Source organism: Caulobacter sp. GW821-FHT10F06 (genome assembly GCF_058809215.1).
Genome location: NZ_JBXASK010000003.1, coordinates 47,124 through 66,320 on the forward strand (window position 1 = coordinate 47,124; position 19,197 = coordinate 66,320).

Genomic DNA, 19,197 nt, shown 5'->3' on the forward strand with positions numbered 1-19,197 from the left:
CGCGCGCGCCGTCGCGGCGCGCGTCAGATGAACGGGGATATTCTGTGTATGTTCTGAGCCGGGCTCCGCACAAGAGAAAGGCGCGGAGATCGCTCTCCGCGCCTTCCGTAAGGTAGTTGTGGCCGCTTACCAGCTATAGGCGACCCGGCCGTAGACGAACCGGCCGTTGAAGCCGAAGGGCGAGAAGCTGGACCACGGATTACCGCCGCTCGTGTTGAGGTTCGGCGGCACCTGGTCGGGGTACTGGTCGAACAGGTTGTCGGCGCCCAGCGACACCGTCACGCCGGCGTTGAAGCGATAGCGGGCCTCCAGGTCGACGATGCCTTGCGCGCCCGTATGCCAGTCGCCGCTGCCGTCGGCGGCCGAGCCGGGCGACAGGACGTTGTCATAGAGCGTCGTGCGCAGGGTCGCGCCCCACTGGTTCTTGCTCCAGTCGCCCTGCAGGGTCAGCTTGCGTTCGGGCGTGCCTTCCTCGAAGCGCAGGGTGGCCTGGCGGGCGAACAGCGAGGTCGGAGTCGGCAGCACCGTGGTCGACGGCGTGCGGGTGACGTCCAGCTTGTTGATGTTGCCCGCGGCCGTCAGGTCGAAGGTGCCGGCCTGCTCGTCGACGATGCGATAGCGAGCCACCACGTCCAGGCCCGTCGTCTCGGTGTCGACGCCGTTGGTGAAGAAGCGGCCGGCCGAGGCGCCGTATTGCGACAGCAGATCGAAGATCACTCGGGCGTTGGTGCCCGCCGCCGCCGTGGCGCTGCCGGTCAGGGTTTCCGACAGGACGATGCGGTTGTCGACGTCGATGCGATAGGCGTCGACCGTCAGTTCGAACGGACCCTTGTGATAGACCGCGCCCAGCGAGAAGTTCTTGGACTTCTCGGGCTCCAGCGGCTTGCCGCCCAGGGCCTTGCCGACTTGGCTGACCGACGGATAGGTGCCGGTCTCGAACGGCACGGCCGTGGTCACGCCGCCGACCGTCTGGTTGATGTAGAGGATCGAGGTCGAGGTGAAGTACTGCTGCTGCAGGCTCGGGGCGCGGAAGCCGGTCGAGGCGGCGCCGCGGATGGCGAAGGCCGGGGTGAAATCGTAGCGGCCCGACAGCTTCCAGCTCGTATTGGTCCCGAAGTCCGAATAGTCCTCATAGCGGATGGCGGCCGAGCCGGTCAGCTTCTCGGTCAGCTTGCCTTCAAGGTCGAGATAGACGCCGACGGCGTCACGATCGACATCGACAACGTTGCTGGGTGTGAAGCCGGTGAAGCCGCGCGAGCCGAAGGCCAGGCTGGGCGAGACCGTGCCGCGCGCATAGGAGGCCACCTCGCCGGCGTTGATCTGGAAGGTCTCCTTGCGGGCTTCCAGGCCGAAGGCGACGTTCAGCGGGCCGGCCAGGCCGACCTCGACCTCCTTGCTGACGTCCAGGCCGAACACCAGCTGGTCATAGGTCAGGCCGCCGGCCTTGAAGTTGGTCGGCGAAGTCGGGCCATAGGACGGGTTGAGGGTGTTCTTGACGCCGAAATCGATGTCGTTCTTGCCGTAGACGAGGTTGGCGTCGATCTTGAAGCCGTTCCAGTCGCCGCGCAGGCCGCCGGCGGCGGTGACGTCCTCGGTGTTGGTGGTGATCAGCGGCAGGTAGCCGTTGGGATAGACGCTGGTGATGTTCTGGCTGGCGTCGGTGGGCAGGCGATAGGTGGCCGAGGCCTCGGCGTCGCGCTGCTGATAGCCGTACCAGCCATAGGCTTCCCAGTTCTCGCCGATCGGCTTACCGGCGTTGGCGTAGAAGCTGATGTCATTGGTTTCCGGGTCACCAAAGCGCGAGGTGACGCGCTGCGGGGTCACGCGAGTGTCGATGTCGCTGCGGTTGGTGAAGTCGCGGTCGCGATATTCGGCCGACAGGGTCAGGAAGCCGTCCGAGCCGAGCTTCAGGCCTTGCCAGCCGGCCACGGTGCGGGTCGTGCCGTCGTGGATGTCGCGCTTGGCGCCGGTCTGCAGGCCCTTGAAGCTGGTGCGGTACTGGCCGAGCGTGACGGTCGCGCCGCCGCCGTGGTCGGCTTCGCGGAGGCGCAGGTTGACGACTCCGGCGATGGCGTCCGAGCCGTACTGGGCGGCCGCGCCGTCGCGCAGCACTTCGATGCGGTCCAGGGCGACCGACGGAATGGCGTTCAGGTCGACGGCGGCCGAGCCGCGTCCGACCGAGCCGTTCAGATTGACCAGGGCCGTGGCGTGGCGGCGCGTGCCGTTGACCAGCACCAGGGTCTGGTCGGGACCTTGGCCGCGGAGAACGGCCGGACGCACCGAGTCGGTGCCGTCGGTGTTGGACGGGCGCGGGAAGGTGATCGATGGCACGGTGGCGGCCAAGGCGGTGGCCAGCTCGGTGCTCCCGCGCTGCTGCAACGTCTTTGCGGTGACGACATCGACCGGGGCCAGGGTGTCGAGGCGCGAGCGGCCGACGACGCGGGTGCCGGTGACGACCACTTCGTCAACGGCGACGTTCTCTTCGTTGGAAGCGGCGGTCTGGGCGTGGGCCACGCCGGAAAGGGCGGTCACCGAAGCGGCGGCCAGCAGCAAGTCTCTGTAGCGCATGTGTAATCCCCTCGGATTATCCGGGGGCGATGAACGCTCTTATGCCCCGGAGCAGGGGCGTTAAGTCACCCCTATTGCGGAAATAGGAATAGGTAGCCCTGCCCACAAGCTGAGCATTTCTAGGCTGCAATGCAGAAAAAAACGGCGCGGATTGCTCCGCGCCGTTTCTCGATAAAACCTCAGATCCCGGAGGATTAGGCTTCGTAGTGGTCGCCTTCGAACGAACCGGCGCCGCCTTCGGCCATGTCTTGGGCGGCTTCGGCGTCAGCGGCGCGATCTTCTTCGTATTGCGAGGCGATGACGTTTTCGCCGCGCGCTTGGCGCTCGGCTTCGTCGGCGCTGCGCGCGATGTTGAGGGTGACCGTGACGGTCACTTCAGCGTGCAGCTTCACCTTCACTTCGTGAACGCCGAGCGTCTTGATCGGCTTGTCCAGGGCGATCATCGAGCGATCGACCTTGCCGCCTTCGGCCTTGATGGCGTCGGCGATGTCGCGGCCGTTGACCGAACCGTACAGTTGGCCGGTTTCGCCGGCCTGACGGATCATCACGTACTGCGTGCCGTCGAGGGTCTCGCCGACAGCGCCAGCCGACTCGCGGTTCTTGACGTTGCGGGCTTCGATCTCGGCGCGTTGCACTTCGAAGGACTTCAGGTTCGTCGCGTTGGCGCGAAGAGCCTTGTGGCGCGGCAGCAGGAAGTTACGGGCGAAGCCGTCCTTCACGGTGACCACGTCGCCGAGGACGCCGGTGCCGTCCACGCGTTCGAGCAGGATAACTTTCATCGTGGGGTCTCCCTTACTTCACGACGTAGGGGAGCAGAGCCAGGAAGCGGGCGCGCTTGATGGCCTTGGCCAGTTCGCGTTGCTTCTTGGCCGACACCGCGGTGATGCGCGACGGCACGATCTTGCCGCGCTCGGAAACGTAGCGCTGCAGGAGCTTGACGTCCTTGTAGTCGATCTTCGGCGCGTTGGCGCCCGAGAACGGGCACACCTTGCGGCGACGGAAGAACGGGCGGCGGGCGCCGCCGCCAGCGGCGGGAGCGCCGGCTTCGGGAGCAGTCGTATCGGTCATGATCTCTATTCTCCCTTACGCGGCCGCGAAGTCGTCGCGCGGACGGTCCGAACGCTCGGGGCGCTCGCTGCGTTCGCGGTCACGACGGGCCAGAACCGGCGACAGTTCCAGGTCCAGCTCTTCGACGCGGATCGTCATGAAGCGCAGAACGTCTTCATTGATCAGCAGCTGGCGCTCGACTTCCTTCACCGCCGGCGCCGGAGCGTCGATGGCGAGCAGGGAGTAGTGGCCCTTGCGGTTCTTCTTGATGCGATAGGTGAGGTTGCGAAGGCCCCAGTATTCGATCTTGGCGATGTGACCGCCGCCTTCTTCGATCAGGGTCTTGATTTGCTCATTCAGAGCTTCGGCCTGTTGCGGCGAGATATCCTGCCGCGCGATGACCACGTGTTCGTAGAACGCCATGTTTTCCTTCTTCCGGTTTGGATAGCGGCGTGGTCGGCGGCGGAAGTCCGACGACCACGATGGATCCTGCAAGCCGAGCGGGAAATCCCGACCCGTGAGGGCTGCGTGCAAGACCGCCATCCGTGAGAGCGCGCGCTATTACAGGAGAAGGACGCCAGAGGCAAGAATGCATTGCCGGGCGGCGTTCGCGCCTATCCGGCGGGCGTCCGCGAAAACGTCGTCGAACGCGTCTCGCCCGAACTTGTCGCACGGGCCGGTTGTGCTAGGAAGCGACCTTGATGAAGTCCAGCGCTGTCCTATGCGCCGTGGCGGTTCTCGGGCTTGGCGGTCCGGCCGCCGCCCAGGCGATCCAGAAGCCGGCCCTGTCGGTGTCGGCCAATGACGGCCGCTTCACCGGCTATTCGGCCGCCTTGCCGCTGGACCTGTCCACCGACACCGAAAGCGCCAAGCTGACCGCCAGGGTCGCCGGCACGATCGAGAGCCCGACCTACGATCTTGACCTCAACCTGGTCCAGAAGCCCGACGAGGCCCGCACCGGCAAGCGGTCGCTGGCGCTGGGCGCGTCGTGGAACGACCGCGAGGCCCGGCTGCGCTCGTCGATGTCCAAGGCCTTCGGTTTCGGCCTCGTACCGCGCGCCAACTATGTCAGCGTGTCGATGGACATGAACGCCAGCCAGTCGATCGTCGTCCCCGGCCAGATCCCGGTGGCGCGGGCCAATGTGCGCTCCAGCCTGACCCTGGAAGGCCGTCCCATCGGCTCGATCGCGGTCGGTGGCGGCACGATGGGCGACGAGGGCGTCGACGTCAGCTTCACGCGGCCGTTCGACATCCCCGCCGAGTTCACCGTCAGCCTGCGCGCCGCCGACGAGCGCATCCAGGACGGCCGGTTCATGGTCAAGCTCGTGAAGGCGAACTGGTAGGCTGGCGCTTGGAGGCTGCGGCCTCGGCGAACCGCGCCAGATAGACCGGGTTCTCGGTGCCCATCCACCGATCCCACCAAGTGAAATAGAGACCGTAGTTCCAGCCGGCCTGGGCGTGGTGCAGGTCGTGATGCGTCACGGTCGTCAGCCAGGGGATCAGCGGCCGGCCGTCGCGGCGGGCGGGGAACAGCTCGTAGCCGGCGTGGCCGATCGTGTTGCGGATGATCTGGTGCAGCATGAACAGGCCCGTCACCGGCCACTGGGTCGGGACCAGGATCATCCACAGCGGCACGAACAGCGCGTTGATCGCCGCCTCGCCCAGGTCGAAGCTGTAGGCGGTGAAGGGCGAGGGGTTGTTCGAGCGGTGATGCCGCCGATGGAAGGCGCGAAACAGCCGCCGGTCGTGGATCAACCGGTGGGTCCAGTAGAACCAGGCGTCGTGGGCGAGGATCATCAGCGCCAGACTGGTCCAGAACCACGCGGGTCCCCAACTTCGCGCGATATGGGGACCAGGCATCCAGCCGGCGTGGAACAGGCCGAAGGTCAGCAGTCCCACCGTCGAGAAGATCGTGATCGACCGGATGGAGACCGCGAACTCGATCAGCAGCTGGCGGGCCGGCGGTCGCTGGTCCCGGATCTTGCGCCCGGCGAGCGGCGCGGCGAGGACCACCCACAGTGTCAGCCAGACGCCGATGGAAAACACGACATAGCGGCTGACGTCGACCTGGGTGGCGGCCAGCCAATGGATCAGGAATGGTTTGACGGCGTCCATGGGAGCTCCTCGATATGAACGAGGGGATCCCAGCAAGCGGCGACGCGGCGGGCGCGCCGAAACCGGATATCAGGCCGACTTGTTCGAATTCGACGCCGTTTCGCCGGTTTCGACCAGTCGCAGCCGGGGCGGGGCGCCGGCGCAGGCCTGCTGGCGCCAGGCGGTCGGGGTCGCGCCGGTCTCGGCCCGGAAGGCGCGGTTGAACGGTCCCAGCGAGGCGAAGCCCAGGTCGTAGGCGATTGTCGACACCGAGGTCAGGGCCCGTTCGGGATCGGCGAGGGCGGTCTTGGCGGCCTCGATCCGGCGGCTGTTGACGTAGTCGGCGAAGTTGCGGTGGCCCAGCACGCCGTTGATCAGCCGGCGCAGGCGATGCTCGGGCGCGCCGACCAGGGCGGCGAGGGTTCCGATCGACAGGGTCTCGTCGCGCCAGACCTCGTTCTCGGTCATGGCGCGTTCCAGGCGGGCCAGGATCAGGCGGTCGGCGGGCCCCAGGATGAGCGAGGTCGCGGACGGAGCCTGTATGGGCTTGCCGGACGCCACAGGAGGCTGAACCAACTCGGGCTCGACGCGGAGCAGCGCCACGACCGCGCCGAGGCCCAGCGCCGCCAGGACCAACGCCTGCACCCAGGAGGGAAGTCGCGGTAGGCCAGGCAAGCCGAAATCACAAAATGCCTGGATCAGCATGTAGCCGGCCGCCGCCGCCGACAGCGGCGCGCGCAGGTGGCGGCGTTGATCGACCAGATCGCACCGCCAACCCTGCCAGGCCACTGCTAGCACATGGATCACCAAGCCCGCCGAGAATGCAGCGTACAGCCGCCAAACCCAGAAACAGAAGGGTTGAGGCAAGGTCGCGCCAAGAACCCAGAGGCTGAAAGCCGCGACCGGCGGGGCGAACCGCCAAGGTGAGATCGCGGGCTCGTCCTTGAGCAGCGTCATGGCGAACAGCCAGAATACGCCCGGCGCGGTCACCGAAAGAGCCCAAGGCAGGACGTTGGGATGACGTGGACCGCTGGCGCTGTCGATCACATGGCCGATGGCGGAGATGAACAGCAGCGCGCCGATCCAGCGCAGCGGCGCCAGCTTGCGGCTGGCGGCCATGGCGGCGGCCGTAGCGGCGAACCCGCCGATGGCGACGCCCCGGACCATGGCTTCAAGAAGCATCGGATCGGTCATGTCCGATCCTCCCCGTCAGTCTCGCGACGTTCAAGCCGCGAGACTGGTCGAAACCGAAAAGGGCTCGCCCTTATTTCTTGGTCTTGTAGGCCTTCACGGCGTCCATCGTCTTGGTGACGTGGCCGGCGAAGTTTCCGTCGGTATAGGCCATCAGGATGCTGCCGTTCGGCGCGATGACATACGACGTCCGGTTGGACCAGGTGTCCTTCAGCGGCAGGCTGACATCATAGGACTTGATCAGGGCCGGGTTGGCGGCGGCCACCGCGAACTTGTCGCGGCAGTGTTCCTTGGAGAAGTCCTTGATGCGGTCGACATTGCCGCCCGTCACGCCGATGACGGTGGCGCCCAGCTTCTCGAACTCGGGCGTGGCTTCGGCGAACTCATGCGCCTCGGCGGTGCAGCCCGAGGTGTAGGCGGCGGGGAAGAAGTACAGCACCACCGGGCCCTTCTTCAGGGCCTTACTGAGGGTGAAGCTGAAGTCCTTGCCGGCCAGCGCGCCGGGGGCGGTGAAGTCGGGGGCCTTGTCGCCCTGCTTCAGGGCCGCGAAGGCGGGCGAGGCGGGCGAGGCGGCGAGCACGGCGATGGCCGCGAGGCCGGCGGTCAGGCGTTTCATGAAGAACTCCAAGCGATGATCGACGCCCGAGCTACGGGCCGGCGGGCAATTTGGACGCCCCGTGACAGAAAGCAAGCGATGGTCGCCAAACACCGCCGGACTTGCCGGGCAGGGGGCTTTCCCCTAACCCTCCGCCCCCAAGAACGACGTTTGAATCTCTAGAAACGGAGCGGGCTTCCATGAGCATCGCCTTCATTTTCCCCGGTCAGGGCAGCCAGTCGGTCGGCATGGGCGCCGATCTCGCCGAGGCGTTCGCCGCCGCCCGCGAGGTTTTCCAGGAGGTCGACGACGCCCTGGGCCAGAAGCTGTTTTCGCTGATGAAGGAAGGTCCCGAGAGCGACCTGACCCTCACCGAGAACGCCCAGCCGGCCCTGATGGCCGTCAGCCTGGCCGTGACGCGGGTCCTTGAAAAGGAATTCGGCGTCGGCATCGACCGCGCCGCCTTCGTGGCCGGTCACAGCCTGGGCGAATACTCGGCCCTGGCCGCCGGCGGCGCCATCACCCTGGCCGACACCGCCAAGCTCTTGAAGCTGCGCGGCCAGGCCATGCAGCGCGCCGTGCCGGTGGGCGAGGGCGCTATGGCCTCGCTGATCGGTCCCAAGACCGACCTAGCCCTGGCCGAAGCCGCCGCCGCCGCCGGTTCGGAAGTCGGCGTCTGCGTCGTGGCCAACGACAACAACAACGGCAACGTGGTGATCTCGGGCGAGAAGGCCGCGGTCGACAAGGCCATCGAGAAGGCCAAGGAACTGGGCGCGCGCGCCATCCCGCTGAACGTCTCGGCGCCCTTCCATTGCCCGCTGATGCAGCCGGCCGCCGACGAGATGGCCCAGGCCCTGGCCGGCACGACGATCGTCTCGCCGCGCGCCCCGCTAGTGGCCAACATCACCGCCGGCCCGGTGCATGATCCCGACGTCATTCGCGGCCTGCTGGTGGAACAGGTCACCGGCCGCGTCCGTTGGCGCGAGAGCATGATCTGGCTGGCCGGCGAGGGCGGCGTCACGCGCTTCGCCGAGGCCGGCGCCGGCAAGGTGCTGTCGGGCATGGCCAAGCGCATCGCCCCCGACGCCGAGGCCACGCCGCTGAACACCCCGGCCGACCTCGAAGCCTTCGCTAAATCGCTCTAGGCGCCGCGCGGTCGCCCTCGTCCTTCGACAAGCTCAGGATGAGGGCTACTTTCACGGCGTTCATTCGGAAGACCTCATCCTGAGCCTGTCGAAGGACGAGGTTTCCGCTCAAAGACACACTCCGAACGGAAAACCATCATGTTCGATCTCACCGGCAAGACCGCCCTCGTCACCGGCGCCACCGGCGGCATCGGCGGGGCCATCGCCAAGGCCCTGCACGCGCAAGGCGCCCATGTCGTGCTCTCGGGCACCCGCGAATCGGCCCTGGCCGAGCTGAAGGCGGAATTGGGCGAGCGCGTCTCGACCGTCGCCGCGAATCTGTCGGACGCCGAAGCCGTCGACGGCCTGGTCGCCAAGGCCGAGGAGGCCGCCGGCGCGCCGCTGGACATCGTGATCGCCAACGCCGGCATCACCCGCGACGGCCTGATCGTGCGGATGAAGGACGAGGACTGGGAAACGGTCATCAAGGTCAATCTGGAAGGCTATTTCCGCCTGGCCCGCGCGGCCGCCAAGGGCATGATGAAGCGCCGCTCGGGCCGCATCATCGGCATCACCTCGGTGGTGGGCGTCACGGGCAATCCGGGGCAGACCAACTATGCCGCCTCGAAGGCCGGAATGATCGGCTTTTCCAAGGCCTTGGCTCAGGAACTGGCCAGCCGCAACGTCACCGTCAACTGCGTGGCGCCGGGCTTCATCGCCAGCCCGATGACCGACGCCCTGAACGAGGCCCAGAAGGCCGGCATCCTGTCGAGTATTCCGGCCGGTCGCCTGGGCGAAGGGAGCGATATCGCCGCCGCGTGCGTTTATCTCGCCAGCGACCAGGGCGCCTATGTCACGGGTCAGACCTTGCACGTGAACGGCGGCATGGCCATGATCTAGCGGCTTACGTTTTCTTGGCAGGGGACCCGCTGGTCACCTGAAAAGGAACGTGATAGGCGGTGGCCGACAATTCCCGTGAATGGAGAGGCCAAGGCCAAACCGTTTGCGGACAACAGAATTCAAACTGAGGGACTAACAGAATGTCCGACATTCTCGAGCGCGTGCGTAAGATCGTCATCGAGCACCTGGATGCCGATCCCGAGAAGGTCACCGAGAAGGCTTCCTTCATCGACGACCTGGGCGCCGACAGCCTCGACAACGTCGAGCTGGTGATGGCGTTCGAAGAAGAGTTCGACATCGAAATTCCGGACGACGCCGCCGAGCACATCCAGACGGTTGGCGACGCCGTGAAGTTCATCACGGAAAAGACCGGCGCCTAACGGCCCGGTTCGCTAGTTGCGAACACGTCTATCACCGCCGCGCAGCACGGGCTCTTGCCATCGTGCGCGCGGCGGTTTTCGTATGTGGCCAAGATTCGCGGTCCGGGCGGCGTGTACGGATTTTCGTCCGCATCCCTATATTCCCCGCGATACGAAGGTTTGGGAGTGATCCATGCGTAGAGTTGTCGTCACCGGGCTGGGCCTGCTGACCCCTCTGGGCCAGGGCGTTGATGTGTCCTGGAAGAACATCCTGGCCGGCAAGTCCGGCGCGAATCGGATCTCGGCCTTCGATCCCACCGAATATGCCTGCCAGGTGGCCTGCGAGGTTCCGCGCGTCGACGGACGCGGCGGCGGCGGCCCCGACATCGAGGGCTCGTTCAACCCCGACCTGACCATGAGCCCGCGCGACCAGAAGCGCGTGGACGACTTCATCCTGTACGGCATCGCCGCCGCTGATGAAGCCGTGAAGGACTCCGGCTGGGTTCCCGAGACGGAAGAAGACAAGTATCGCACCGGCGTGATCCTGGGTTCGGGCATCGGCGGCCTGTCGACGATCGCCGACACCGCTCTGGAGCTGGAAGCCAAGGGCCCGCGCCGCGTCAGCCCGTTCTTCATCTCCTCGGCCCTGATCAACCTGATCTCAGGGCAGGTCTCGATCCGCTACGGCTTCAAGGGTCCCAACCACGCGGTCGTCACGGCCTGCGCCACGGGCGCCCACGCCATCGGCGACGCGACCCGCCTGATCAAGTACGGCGACGCCGACGTGATGATCGCCGGCGGCGCCGAAGCGGCCGTCTGCAAGGTCGGCATGGCCGGCTTCATCGCCTGCCGCGCCGTCTCGACCGACTGGAACGATACGCCTGAAAAGGCCTCGCGTCCCTACGACAAGGACCGCGACGGCTTCGTGATGGGCGAGGGCGCCGGCGTCGTCGTCCTGGAAGAGTACGAGCACGCCAAGGCGCGCGGCGCGAAGATCTATGCCGAGGTCATCGGTTACGGTCTGTCGGGCGACGCCTATCACATCACCGCCCCGTCGGAAGACGGCGACGGCGGCTTCCGGGCTCTGTCGGCGGCCGTGAAGGACGCGGGCATCGCTCCGTCGGACATCAACTACGTCAACGCTCACGGCACCTCGACCATGGCCGACGGCATCGAGGCCGGGGCCGTCGAGCGCTTCCTGGGCGATCACGCCAAGAACGTGGTGATGTCTTCGACCAAGTCGATGACCGGCCACCTTCTGGGCGCGGCCGGCGCGATCGAGGCGATCTTCTCGATCCTGGCCATCCGCGACCAGATTGCCCCGCCGACCATCAATCTCGACAATCCCAACGTGGACGTCGCGATGAACCTGGCGCCGAACAAGGCCGTGCCGCACAAGATCGACGTGGCCGTGTCCAACAGCTTCGGCTTCGGCGGCACCAACGCCTCCGTCGTGTTCCGTAAAGTCTCGTGAGCCGCAAAGCCGCCCCTCCCAAGCGCGCCGCCCGCAAGCGCGAGTCGGCCTCGATCGGTCGCCGGCTGATCGCGACGTTCCTGTCCGGCGTGGTCACCCTGGCGGTGATCGGCATGGTGCTGATCTTCGGCGCCCTGTGGCTCTACCAAGGGCCCGGACCGGCGGCGAAGGGCGGCGAGGTGACCACCGTGGTGCTGCGCAAGGGCGCCAGCCTCCCGGAGATCGCCTCCAGCCTGGAGCGGGGCGGGGCGATCCGCTCGTCGTCGCTGTTCATGACCGCCGCCAAGGTCACCGGCGCGGCGCGCGGCTTGAAGGCCGGCGAATACGAATTCAAGTCACGCGCCTCGATGGCCCAGGTGCTGGACGCCGTCCGTCACGGCCGCATCGTTCGCCACTGGATCACCGTGCCCGAAGGCCTGACCTCGGACATGGTCATGGACATCCTGGCCAAGTCGGACGTGCTGGTCGGCAGCGCCGCCACCCCGCCCGAGGGCGCGATCCTGCCCGAGACCTACGAAGTGCAACGCGGCGAAGACCGCGCCGCCGTCCTGCAACGCATGATGGACGATCGCGACGAGCTGCTCGACACCCTGTGGCCCAAGCGCCAGCCGGGCCTGCCGTTCTCGACCAAGGAAGAGGCCGTCACGCTGGCCTCGATCGTCGAAAAGGAAACCGGTCTGGCCTCAGAGCGTCCGCGCGTGGCCGCCGTGTTCGTCAATCGCCTGCGCACCGGCATGCGCCTGGGCAGCGACCCGACCATCATCTACGGCTTGACCCGTGGTCGCCCGCTGGGGCGCGGCATCCTGCTGTCGGAGCTGCAGCGCCAGACGCCGTACAACACCTATTTCATTGACGGTCTGCCGCCCACGCCGATCGCCAATCCCGGTCGCGCCGCCATCGCCGCCGTGCTGGATCCGCCCAAGACCGGCGACCTCTATTTCGTCGCCGACGGCACGGGTGGCCACGTGTTCGCCAACACGCTGGAGCAACACAACGCCAATGTCGCCAAGTGGCGGCAGATCGAGCGTTCGCGGGCCGGCAAGGTCCTGGTCGTCCCCGCGCCGCCCGCCAAGACCGCGCTGAGCGGGGGCTGAGGTGGCGCTGTCGGGCATGACGGGCTTTGCCCGGGTCGAGGGCGCTCAAGGGCCCTGGTCCTGGGCGGTCGAGGCTCGCAGCGTCAACGGCCGCAATCTCGAGACCCGCTTTCGCGGCCCGCCCGGCTTCGAGAGCCTGGACCGCGCGGCCCGCGACGGCGCCCAGTCCCGGTTCCAGCGCGGCCAGCTGACCGTCAACATCCAGGCCAAGCGCGCCGAGGCCACGGCCCAGACCCAGGTCGTCGTCGAGACGTTGGAGCGCTATCTGAAGGCGGGCGGGCCGTATGTCGCCACCGGCATGGTCGCCAAGCCCACCTTGGATGGCCTGCTGGCCCTGCGCGGCGTCATCGAGGCCCGTGAAGAGGAAGACGACGCCGACACCCGCGCCGCGGTCGAGGCCGCCATGGCCGTCTCGATCGGCCAGGCCCTGGACGCGCTGAAGGTCGCCAGGCTGGAGGAGGGCGCGGCGCTCGATCCGGTGCTGAACGGCCATGTGGATCTGATCGACAGCCTGAACACCCAGGCCGGCGTTGAAGCCGCCGGTCAGCCGGCCGTGCTGAAGGAGCGTTTCGCCCGCCGTCTGGCCGAACTGTTGGGCGAGGCGGTGCCCGAGGACCGCATCGTCCAGGAAGCCGCCGCCCAGGCCGTGAAGGCCGATGTCCGCGAAGAGCTCGACCGACTGGCCAGCCACGTCACCGCCGCCCGCGCCCTGCTGACCAGCGACGCCGCCGCCGGCCGTCGTCTGGATTTCCTGTCCCAGGAGTTCATGCGCGAAGCCAACACCCTTTGCTCGAAGTCGGCCCTGACCAGCCTGACCACGATCGGCCTCGAACTGAAGGCCACGATCGAGCAGTTCCGCGAACAGGTTCAGAACGTTGAATAAGACCCCGCATCATAAGACCCGCGGCCTCTTGCTGATGGTCGTCGCGCCGTCGGGCGTGGGCAAGACCTCGCTGACCCGCCGCCTGGTCGCCGACCATGGCGACCTGCACCTGTCGATCAGCGCCACCACGCGCGACCCGCGTCCAGGCGAGCATCACGGCCGCGACTACCACTTTGTCAGCCGCGGCGATTTCCAGGGCATGATCGAGGAAGAGGCGTTCTTCGAGTGGGCCGAGGTCTATGGCAACCACTATGGCAGCCCGCGCAAGCCCATCATGGACTCGCTGGAGCGCGGCGAGAGCGTGCTGTTCGACATCGATTTCCAGGGCGCGATGAAGGTCCACGCCCAGGCCAAGGAAGATAGCGTCCTGGTCTACATCCTGCCGCCGTCGCTGGCCGAGATGAGCCGTCGCCTGCACGCCCGCAGCCAGGACAGCGAAGAGGTGATCCACCGTCGCCTGTCGCGGGCCAAGGACGAGGTCGCCGCGTGGGAGCAATTCGACTACGTCATCCTCAATGATGACTTCGACAAGGCCTATGCCGACCTAGCCCACATCTACCACGCCGAACGCCAGAAAAGGGCGCGCAACCCTTGGATCGGCGACCTGGTGCAGGACCTTCTGAAGGAAGAAATCTAGCGGCGAGCCCTTTCGAGCTCGCCGCCAGCATCACGCGTCAGAGCGCGCGGCGATTGAACAGCAGGTGGTAGACCACCAGCACGGCGACCGCGCCGATCGTGGCGACGATCAGGCTGTAGATATTGAAGCCGGAAACGCCGGCGCTGCCGAATTGGTTGAACAGCCAGCCGCCGACGAACGCGCCGACGATGCCGAGCACGATGTCGAGCAGCAGGCCGCTGCCCGAGCGGTTGACGATCTTGCTGGCGATGAAGCCGGCGATCAGGCCGAGAAGTAGCCAGGCGAGAATGGACATCGTGGAGACCTCCGTGAGCGGTCGCCCTTCGCGACCCTGTCCTCACAAGGCTTCAACGGCCCAGTTCGTTCCCTAGCGCTTGATGCGTTCTTGCACGAAGGCGATGGCCTTCTCTGCCGGGCCGCGGCCCAGCATGATGAAAACCCCCGAGCCGATCACGGCCCCGATCAGAAACGACATGCTCATTTCGGCCACTCCACGCCACCCATGACCTTCATGCCGGGCGACTCCGGCGCGGCCAAGACCAAAGCGCCGCGTGCGACGATCGGCCATGGGGTCTGCGCCTTTGGCGAGCAGCCGGCGCGTCCACGATTTGTCGGCGCCCGGATCGCCGATGTGATAGGGTGGCCTTCTGGCGCTAGGACGCGCCACGACGGTCCGGCCCTGGCCGGCACGCCTCTACGACGCTCCTTCCGGAGCGCCGCGACCCGCTAGCGTTCACCATCGAAGCTGATCGACGATCGACCTCCGCCGACGGACCTGTTCCGTCGTCGCGATCGCGCGGCTGGCGTCGTGGACGTGGCGTTGCAAGGAGAGACCCATGTCCAAAGGCAATCGCGAGGTTCGCAAACCCAAGGCGATCAAGCCCAAGGTGATCGCGGCCGCTCCACCCGTCCTGGCGTCCACGTTGGGCCACAAGCGCTAGTCGGTCCCTCCTGTTCCCGCGGGACGCCTGGCGATCCCGCCGAAAGCCACAGCCATGAAAACCTATTCCGGCACGCGTCCCTCGGGTCCCAAGGGCCTCAACGATCCCCGGTCGACCGGCGGCCAGCCCTCGCGGCCCCGGCCGATCGATCCGGACGCCCTGCGGGGGACCAAGACCTGACACCTTCCGCGCCCGACGGGCCGTTCGGCCAGCACGACTACGAGATCGCCTTCGGCTGGGCTAGCAAGGCGCTCAGCCTGACGATCAGCGGCCGCCAGGCGCGGCCGCTGACGGTGGGCGACACCTACACGCTCTGCCATCCCGGCTGCGACATCGAGGACGTGACCGTGACGCGCCTGACCCGCGAGGCCGACGGCTGGGTGGCGCTGTGCGAGATCGCCGCCTTGGCCGCGCCATGAGCCTGCTGGCGCGACTGCGTTCCGCCGTGGACTCGCTGTGGGTCACCCCGGCGCAGGTGCGGGCCGAGGCCTGGGGCCTGGGCGGGCGGCATCTGGGGCGGGTCATCGACGGCGCGCGCCTGGAGCTGCGCGCGCCGGGGATTTCGGTCCGGCGGGCGGTGCTGCTGAAGGCGGTCATCCGCCGCGATCGCGCCACGCGGCGTCACGCGGCAGGAGACCAAGGATGAGCGACGACGATCTTCAGCGCCTGGAACGCGAGAACGCCTATCTCAAGCGCCGCAACGCCCAGCTCCAGGACGATGTCACCAATCTCACCGGCGAGGTCACGCGGCTCCAGCAACAGCTGGGCCAGATCGCCAACCGCCGCGTCTCGCCCCCCAACCCGCTCTCCGGAGGACAATAGAACGATGACGCCAGGACAGCTCACCGCGCTGCGCAATCTTCACCTGAAGCAGGCCGGCGGTCACGTCGACTGGATCAACATCGCCGACGCCCGCGCCCTGACCGAGCTGGGCTACGCCTCGCGCGACCGGTCAGGCTGGCAGATCACGCCGGAGGGGACCGCTGCCCTGGCCACCCACGACTCTCCGTCGCCGGCCGAATAGGTCAGGCGTTCAGCGTCGCCTTGGCCAAGGCCAGGAAGCCTTCGATCGGCACGTTCTCGGCCCGGATGTCGGGGTTGATCCCGGCCTTCTCGCACAGCGCCCCGCCGCCGACCGCCTTGAGGCTGGAGCGCAGCATCTTGCGACGCTGGCCGAACGCCGCGGCGGTGACGCGCTCGAGGGCGGCGATCACCTCGGGAGACGGCGGATGGGCGCGCGGGACCAGCCGCACGACGGCAGAAGCCACCTTGGGCGGCGGGGTGAAGGCGCGGGCCGGCAGGTCCATGACGATCTTGGCCTCGCACAGGGTCTGGGCGATCACGGCCAGGCGGCCATAGGCGTCGTCCTCGACCTGAGCGACGATGCGCTCGGCGACTTCCTTCTGGAACATCAGGGTCATCGACAACGGCTTGAACGGCCCCGTCAGCCAGTTGATCAGCAGCTGGGTGCCGACATTGTAGGGCAGGTTGGCGACGACATGGGCCGGGACGCCGCCGACGGCCTTCGAGGCGTCGACCTTGAGGGCGTCGCCCTGAACAACCTCAAGCCGCTGGTCGGAGGCCTCGGTCAACTCGGCCAGGATCGGCAGGAAGCGGCTGTCCATCTCGATGGCGACGACGCGGGCGTCGGTCTCCAGCAGGGCGCGGGTCAGACCGCCGGGGCCGGGACCGACCTCGACCACCACGTCGTCCGGACCGATCCCCGCCAGGCGGGCGATCTTGCGGGTGATGTTCAGGTCGAGCAGGAAGTGCTGGCCGAAGCTCTTGCGAGCCAGCAGGTCGTGGCGCTCCAGGGCGTCACGCAACGGCGGCAGGTCGGCCAGGCTCATGGTCTTGATCTCGAAAAGGTCGTCGTTGGACGAAAGTTTAGGCCGCGCGGCGCGCGGCGATCTGCGCCGCCAGCCGGATCGCGGCGATCAGGCTATCGGGTCGAGCGAGGCCGCGTCCAGCGATGTCGAAGCCGGTGCCGTGGTCGGGGGACGTCCGCACGATCGGCAGGCCCAGGGTGACGTTCACCCCGCCCCAGAAGTCGAGCATCTTCACCGGGATCAGGGCCTGGTCGTGATACATGCAGACCACGCCGTCATAGCGGGCGCGAGCCTCGGCGTGGAACAGGGTGTCGGCCGGAGCCGGTCCCAGCACCTCGACGCCCAGGTCGCGCAGGACGCGGGCGGCCGGCTCGACGATCTCGATCTCCTCGCGGCCCAGCGCGCCGCTTTCGCCGGCGTGCGGGTTGAGGGCGGCCAGGGCCAGGCGGGGCCGGACGATGCCGAAGTCGCGCTTGAGGGCCTGGCTGGTGACCATGCCGGCCGTGACGATGGCTTCCACCGACAGGGCGGCCGGGACGTCCTTGATGGCCTTGTGGATCGTCACCAGGGTGGCGCGCAGGCCGCCGGCTGTCAGCATCATGATCGGACCGCGCACGCCGTCATGGGGCGCGCCGGCGGTCAGTTCGGCCAGGAACTCGGTGTGGCCGGGAAACTTGAAGCCCGCGTCGTAGAGCGGGGCCTTGGCGATCGGGGCGGTGACCAGGCCAGACACCGCGCCGGACAGGGCCAGGCCCGCGCCGGTTTCGATGCAGCGGATGATCTGGGCGGCGTGGGCGCTGGACGGCTGGCCGGAGATCACCGGCGACAGCAACGGCACGTCCAGAACGGGCAGGGCGACCGGAAAGACGTCCAGCGCCTCGGCCGGTCCGGTTACCGTCTTGACCTTCACGCCCGAGCCGGCCGAGGCCAGCGAGCGGGCGTCGCCCACGACCATGAAGGCCGGCCCTTCCCAGCGGAGGGCCGTCCAGGCCTTGGCGATGATCTCGGCCCCCGTGCCGGCGGGATCGCCGGCGCTCAGGGCCAGGGGGCTGATTTTCACCGGGTCTCTATGGTCGCCGAGTTGCGCAGGTCGCGCAGGTAACGCTTCGAGATCAGGGCCAGTTGCTGACCGCGCAAGCGGTTCTCGATCTGGTCGTGGGTCGGCGCGTTGCCGCCCGACTGGCGCTTGCCGCAGACCGCGATCAGGTGAAGGCCGGCGTCGGTGCGGATCGGGTCAGAGACCTGACCCACCTGCAGCGCGCCCGCCGCCGCCTGGAAGGCGGGGGCCAGGTCGGTGATCTCGGCTTCGCCCAGATCGCCGGCGACCAGGCCGTCGACCTTGCCGGCCGTGGCTTCCAGGGTCTCGCAGCTGGTGATCTTGGGCTTCAGGTCGACCAGCACCTTGGCGGCGGCGTCGACCTGGGCCTGGCTGGCGTCGGCGGCCAGCGGGTAGGCGATCTGCTTGAGGTCGACCAGGGCCGACTTCGCACCCGCGCGCTTGTCGCGCAGGTAGATGATGTAGACGCCGTCCTTGACCGGGATCGGGCGCGACAGCTGGCCGGGGCGCAGCTGTTCCAGCGCGGCGTCGACCTCGGCCGGCATTTCGCCGGGGCTGATCCAGCCGGCGTCGCCGCCGTTGGCCGCCGTCGGCGCCGCCGAGAACTGACGGGCGACGGCCGGGAAGGGCGCGCCCTGCTGCATCTGGGTGACCAGCTGCGTGGCGCCGTTCATCGCCGTTTCCATGCCGCCGACGCGGCTGGCGTCCAGGAACACTTCGCTGACCTGGTATTGCGGCTTGCTGGCCGACTCGGCCAGGCGCCGCTGGAAGGCCTTGATCTGGTCTTCGCCGACCCGCAGGCGCGAGCCGTAGCGACCGCTGATCCAGTTCTGCCAGCTGCTGTCGGCGCGGATCTGGGCGCGGAAGGTCTCTGCGCCGACGCCTTGCGAGGTCAGCTGAGCGATCAGCTGGGCGCCGGTCATGCCCGCGTTGTTGCCCTTGGCGATGTCCTCGATCTGCTCGTCGATTTCCTTCTCGGTCGAGATGATCGTGATCTTCTGGGCCTTCTCGACCCGCTTGAGCTCCTGCATCTGGACATGTTCGTCGATCAGCGAGCGAAGGGCTTCCTGCTGCAGCTGCGGCAGGTTCTCTTCGGTCGGCTGCAGGCCCGAGCTGATCATCAGCAGGCGCATGCGCTGCATCAGGTCATAGCTGGAGATGATGTCGTCGTTGACGACCGCCGCGACGCTTTCCGACAGGGTGTTGGGGCGCGGGGCGGCAGGAGCCGCAGCGGCGGGCGGCGCAGCATCCTGGGCGCTGGCCGTCGAGCAGAAGCTCGCGGCGGCCAGGGCGATGAGGGACACGGCTCGAACCGCCGCAAAAGTCGTCACGCTACGCGCAGGCCGCATGGGTAGTGTCGTTCCTCTAGAGCGGGCATGCCGATCACGCGCGCATAAACCACGC

25 protein-coding genes are annotated in these 19,197 nt (G+C 67.6%); 13 read left to right on the plus strand and 12 right to left on the minus strand.

Annotation, left to right across the window (positions count from 1 at the left end; translation table 11 throughout):
- Positions 1-126: 126 nt before the first annotated feature.
- The 4 genes from AC1RUS_RS06525 to rpsF all read right to left on the minus strand — a co-directional run bounded on the left by AC1RUS_RS06525 (position 127) and on the right by rpsF (position 4,038).
- Positions 127-2,568, minus strand: a complete 2,442-nt coding sequence (locus AC1RUS_RS06525) for a TonB-dependent receptor plug domain-containing protein (RefSeq protein ID WP_492914249.1) — start codon at positions 2,566-2,568, stop codon at positions 127-129.
- A 194-nt stretch (positions 2,569-2,762) separates the two neighbouring features.
- Entirely contained in the window at positions 2,763-3,347 is a 585-nt protein-coding gene (gene rplI, locus AC1RUS_RS06530; protein WP_492914251.1) for a 50S ribosomal protein L9, read from the minus strand.
- Between the two features lie 13 nt (positions 3,348-3,360).
- A complete protein-coding gene (rpsR, locus tag AC1RUS_RS06535; RefSeq protein ID WP_029914647.1) occupies positions 3,361-3,636 on the minus strand; it encodes a 30S ribosomal protein S18 in 276 nt (91 codons plus the stop codon).
- 15 nt (positions 3,637-3,651) lie between these two features.
- Positions 3,652-4,038 (minus strand): 30S ribosomal protein S6, encoded by a 387-nt coding sequence (gene rpsF / locus AC1RUS_RS06540; RefSeq protein WP_492914254.1) that lies wholly within the window; start codon positions 4,036-4,038, stop codon positions 3,652-3,654.
- Positions 4,039-4,316: 278 nt separating this feature from the next.
- Here rpsF and AC1RUS_RS06545 point away from each other — a divergent pair, with 278 nt between their 5' ends.
- Positions 4,317-4,958 (plus strand): hypothetical protein, encoded by a 642-nt coding sequence (locus AC1RUS_RS06545; protein ID WP_492914256.1) that lies wholly within the window; start codon positions 4,317-4,319, stop codon positions 4,956-4,958.
- On the opposite strand, the gene AC1RUS_RS06550 is transcribed toward AC1RUS_RS06545, so the two are convergent.
- The 3 genes from AC1RUS_RS06550 to AC1RUS_RS06560 form a co-directional block, all read right to left on the minus strand.
- The gene (locus AC1RUS_RS06550) at positions 4,933-5,730 is read right to left on the minus strand and encodes a sterol desaturase family protein (protein ID WP_492914258.1); all 798 of its coding nucleotides are present in this window, start codon (positions 5,728-5,730) and stop codon (positions 4,933-4,935) included. The two genes, AC1RUS_RS06545 and AC1RUS_RS06550, sit on opposite strands and share 26 nt — an antisense overlap.
- 69 nt (positions 5,731-5,799) lie before the next feature.
- Positions 5,800-6,903, minus strand: coding sequence for a helix-turn-helix domain-containing protein (locus tag AC1RUS_RS06555; RefSeq protein WP_492914259.1), 1,104 nt, complete (start codon positions 6,901-6,903; stop codon positions 5,800-5,802).
- A 70-nt stretch (positions 6,904-6,973) separates the two neighbouring features.
- Entirely contained in the window at positions 6,974-7,516 is a 543-nt protein-coding gene (locus AC1RUS_RS06560; RefSeq protein ID WP_492914261.1) for a peroxiredoxin, read from the minus strand.
- A 179-nt stretch (positions 7,517-7,695) separates the two neighbouring features.
- Here AC1RUS_RS06560 and fabD point away from each other — a divergent pair, with 179 nt between their 5' ends.
- The 7 genes from fabD to gmk all read left to right on the plus strand — a co-directional run bounded on the left by fabD (position 7,696) and on the right by gmk (position 13,966).
- Positions 7,696-8,640 (plus strand): ACP S-malonyltransferase, encoded by a 945-nt coding sequence (gene fabD / locus AC1RUS_RS06565; protein ID WP_492914263.1) that lies wholly within the window; start codon positions 7,696-7,698, stop codon positions 8,638-8,640.
- 138 nt (positions 8,641-8,778) lie between these two features.
- A complete protein-coding gene (gene fabG, locus AC1RUS_RS06570; RefSeq protein ID WP_492914265.1) occupies positions 8,779-9,519 on the plus strand; it encodes a 3-oxoacyl-[acyl-carrier-protein] reductase in 741 nt (246 codons plus the stop codon).
- Positions 9,520-9,659: 140 nt separating this feature from the next.
- Positions 9,660-9,899, plus strand: coding sequence for an acyl carrier protein (locus AC1RUS_RS06575; RefSeq protein ID WP_007672577.1), 240 nt, complete (start codon positions 9,660-9,662; stop codon positions 9,897-9,899).
- Between the two features lie 172 nt (positions 9,900-10,071).
- Positions 10,072-11,352 (plus strand): beta-ketoacyl-ACP synthase II, encoded by a 1,281-nt coding sequence (fabF, locus tag AC1RUS_RS06580; RefSeq protein WP_492914267.1) that lies wholly within the window; start codon positions 10,072-10,074, stop codon positions 11,350-11,352.
- Positions 11,349-12,446 (plus strand): endolytic transglycosylase MltG, encoded by a 1,098-nt coding sequence (mltG, locus tag AC1RUS_RS06585; RefSeq protein WP_492914269.1) that lies wholly within the window; start codon positions 11,349-11,351, stop codon positions 12,444-12,446. The genes fabF and mltG overlap by 4 nt, the downstream gene beginning before the upstream one ends.
- Before the next feature lies 1 nt (position 12,447).
- Positions 12,448-13,329 carry a YicC/YloC family endoribonuclease gene (locus tag AC1RUS_RS06590; protein WP_492914271.1) on the plus strand — a complete coding sequence of 294 codons (882 nt, stop codon included), beginning with the start codon at positions 12,448-12,450 and terminating at the stop codon, positions 13,327-13,329.
- The gene (gene gmk / locus AC1RUS_RS06595; protein WP_492914273.1) at positions 13,322-13,966 is read left to right on the plus strand and encodes a guanylate kinase; all 645 of its coding nucleotides are present in this window, start codon (positions 13,322-13,324) and stop codon (positions 13,964-13,966) included. Before AC1RUS_RS06590 ends, gmk begins: the two co-directional genes overlap by 8 nt.
- Positions 13,967-14,003: 37 nt before the next feature.
- Here gmk and AC1RUS_RS06600 read toward each other — a convergent pair whose 3' ends face one another.
- Complete coding sequence (locus tag AC1RUS_RS06600) at positions 14,004-14,261, minus strand: GlsB/YeaQ/YmgE family stress response membrane protein (protein WP_492914275.1); 258 nt, start codon at positions 14,259-14,261, stop codon at positions 14,004-14,006.
- 72 nt (positions 14,262-14,333) lie between these two features.
- On the minus strand, positions 14,334-14,534 hold the full coding sequence (locus tag AC1RUS_RS06605; RefSeq protein ID WP_492914277.1) for a hypothetical protein: 201 nt from the start codon (positions 14,532-14,534) through the stop codon (positions 14,334-14,336).
- Between the two features lie 427 nt (positions 14,535-14,961).
- On the opposite strand from AC1RUS_RS06605, the gene AC1RUS_RS06610 reads away from it, so the two are divergent.
- From AC1RUS_RS06610 to AC1RUS_RS06630, 5 genes are all read left to right on the plus strand, one after another.
- A complete protein-coding gene (locus AC1RUS_RS06610) occupies positions 14,962-15,087 on the plus strand; it encodes a hypothetical protein (protein ID WP_492914279.1) in 126 nt (41 codons plus the stop codon).
- A 113-nt stretch (positions 15,088-15,200) separates the two neighbouring features.
- Entirely contained in the window at positions 15,201-15,326 is a 126-nt protein-coding gene (locus AC1RUS_RS06615) for a hypothetical protein (RefSeq protein ID WP_492914281.1), read from the plus strand.
- Positions 15,296-15,553: a hypothetical protein gene (locus tag AC1RUS_RS06620; RefSeq protein ID WP_492914284.1), complete on the plus strand. Its 258-nt coding sequence runs from the start codon at positions 15,296-15,298 to the stop codon at positions 15,551-15,553. The genes AC1RUS_RS06615 and AC1RUS_RS06620 overlap by 31 nt, the downstream gene beginning before the upstream one ends.
- A complete protein-coding gene (locus AC1RUS_RS06625; RefSeq protein WP_492914286.1) occupies positions 15,550-15,729 on the plus strand; it encodes a hypothetical protein in 180 nt (59 codons plus the stop codon). Before AC1RUS_RS06620 ends, AC1RUS_RS06625 begins: the two co-directional genes overlap by 4 nt.
- A gap of 4 nt (positions 15,730-15,733) precedes the next feature.
- A complete protein-coding gene (locus tag AC1RUS_RS06630) occupies positions 15,734-15,931 on the plus strand; it encodes a hypothetical protein (protein WP_492914288.1) in 198 nt (65 codons plus the stop codon).
- A gap of 1 nt (position 15,932) precedes the next feature.
- On the opposite strand, the gene rsmA is transcribed toward AC1RUS_RS06630, so the two are convergent.
- The 3 genes from rsmA to AC1RUS_RS06645 are packed head-to-tail and all read right to left on the minus strand — an operon-like array spanning position 15,933 to position 19,097.
- On the minus strand, positions 15,933-16,757 hold the full coding sequence (gene rsmA, locus AC1RUS_RS06635; protein ID WP_492914290.1) for a 16S rRNA (adenine(1518)-N(6)/adenine(1519)-N(6))-dimethyltransferase RsmA: 825 nt from the start codon (positions 16,755-16,757) through the stop codon (positions 15,933-15,935).
- Positions 16,758-16,794: 37 nt separating this feature from the next.
- Positions 16,795-17,796 (minus strand): 4-hydroxythreonine-4-phosphate dehydrogenase PdxA, encoded by a 1,002-nt coding sequence (gene pdxA / locus AC1RUS_RS06640; RefSeq protein ID WP_492914292.1) that lies wholly within the window; start codon positions 17,794-17,796, stop codon positions 16,795-16,797.
- Positions 17,793-19,097 (minus strand): peptidylprolyl isomerase, encoded by a 1,305-nt coding sequence (locus tag AC1RUS_RS06645; protein ID WP_492914294.1) that lies wholly within the window; start codon positions 19,095-19,097, stop codon positions 17,793-17,795. The genes pdxA and AC1RUS_RS06645 overlap by 4 nt, the downstream gene beginning before the upstream one ends.
- Between the last annotated feature and the right edge of the window lie 100 nt (positions 19,098-19,197).